Here is a 626-nt window from a genome sequence, read left to right as displayed (position 1 = left end):
AGGTTAATTGGGTTACAAACTCGATTACACCGTGCTTCAACATTTGTTGATTGTTATTTAATATTGGCTCCACATGGAACAGTGGCACCTGTTTATACAGATTTCGTGGCATATCAAGGAGGTTATACCTTAACTACTTTGAAAGATGACTTTAAAGAACTCCATTACTATAGTAATGAAAATGCATCTACTGCTTTTTATTTGTCACACAATAGAAAACTAAATTTGGTGACAAAATACAATGGTTCTGGTTCTACAACAGGAGTACAAAATAGGTTATACCTTGTGTTTGTAAATAGAAGTGGAAGTACACAGACAGTTGATCACAACTTTAAGCTTTGGTTTCATGCAGACTAAGGTAAGTATATAAAAATAGATTAAATAAAACTATAGTGAAATTTAGGTTATCTAAATTGAGAATTTTCTTAAAAATTTTTTTTCTTAAGTGTGAACGTGGTCAGAGGTGAGGAAACCCATTATTACCCTCACCCCTGACCAAATGACCACGCGTAGCGTTTTGGTACAAAAACTACATACGTAAATTTCTGGTTGGGCAATCTACATACGTATTTTAATACCAGACCGGCCGTGCGCAGCACGGCCAATCGAGCGCGTTAAGCGCGAGA

1 protein-coding gene is annotated in these 626 nt (G+C 36.1%); it reads left to right on the top strand.

What is annotated here, in order from left to right:
• Positions 1-357 (top strand): hypothetical protein (locus C1I89_RS35025; RefSeq protein WP_219929642.1); only part of this gene is annotated, 357 nt, incomplete at its 5' end.
• Positions 358-626 lie beyond the last annotated feature (269 nt).

Source organism: Achromobacter pulmonis (assembly GCF_002885955.2).
Lineage (GTDB): Bacteria > Pseudomonadota > Gammaproteobacteria > Burkholderiales > Burkholderiaceae_B > Achromobacter > Achromobacter pulmonis_A.
The sequence above is the reverse complement of the archived record's forward strand: the minus strand, read 5'-3'. Positions and strand labels throughout refer to the sequence as shown.